Source organism: Mesorhizobium sp. M7A.F.Ca.AU.002.02.1.1 (assembly GCF_003998535.1).
In the GTDB taxonomy this organism is placed as follows: domain Bacteria; phylum Pseudomonadota; class Alphaproteobacteria; order Rhizobiales; family Rhizobiaceae; genus Mesorhizobium; species Mesorhizobium ciceri.
Genome location: NZ_RZPB01001371.1, coordinates 1 through 734, shown reverse-complemented (window position 1 = coordinate 734; position 734 = coordinate 1). Strand labels below are relative to the sequence as shown.

The following is a 734-nucleotide window of genomic DNA, read 5'->3' as shown; positions in this document are numbered from 1 at the left end:
AGTTCGGTGCAGTCGCTCGATCGGGCGCTGAGAATCCTGGCCATTGTCGCGGAAGGCAGCGGCCTGTCGCTGAGCGAGATATCGGCGCAGAGCGGGCTTGCCGCCTCCACCGCCTACCGCATGCTGACGACGCTGCAAAACCACGGAATGGTCGAATTCGACACATCAGACCAGCTGTGGTCGATCGGCGTCGAGACCTACCGTATGGGCGCGGCCTTCCTGCGCCGCCGCAAGCTGGTCGACCGCGCGCGTGTCGTCATGCAGGAGCTGATGGAGAGAACCGGCGAGACCGCCAATCTCGGCGTCGCCGAGGACGATTGCGTGGTCTTCGTCAGCCAGGTCGAGACGCATCAGGCGATCCGCGCCTTCTTCCGGCCGGGCACGCGCAGCCCCTTCCATGCGTCCGGCATCGGCAAGGCGGTGCTGGCGCATCTCGAGCCGGAGCGCGTCGGAACCATGCTGCGCAAGGCAGGCCTGCAGCGCTTCACCGACAGGACGCTGTCCGACATTTCGGCGCTTGCCCACGATCTGGCGCGGATCAAGCAGCGCGGCTGGTCGGTCGACGACGAGGAGCGGCACCCCGGCATGCGCTGCGTGGCAGCCGCCATCTTCAACGAATTCGGCGAGCCGATCGGCGGCGTTTCCGTGTCGGGACCGACGGTGCGGGTGACGCCGGAGCGGCTGGCCGAGATCGGCCCGCTGGTGCGCGATGCGGCAGCCGAGGTGACCAGGAT

General features: G+C 67.8%; 1 protein-coding gene. It reads left to right on the top strand.

Features of this window, described 5'->3' with window-relative positions; translation table 11 throughout:
- On the top strand, positions 1 to 734 hold a 734-nt coding region (gene bhcR / locus EN879_RS37800), incomplete at both ends, for an HTH-type transcriptional regulator BhcR (RefSeq protein WP_164774938.1).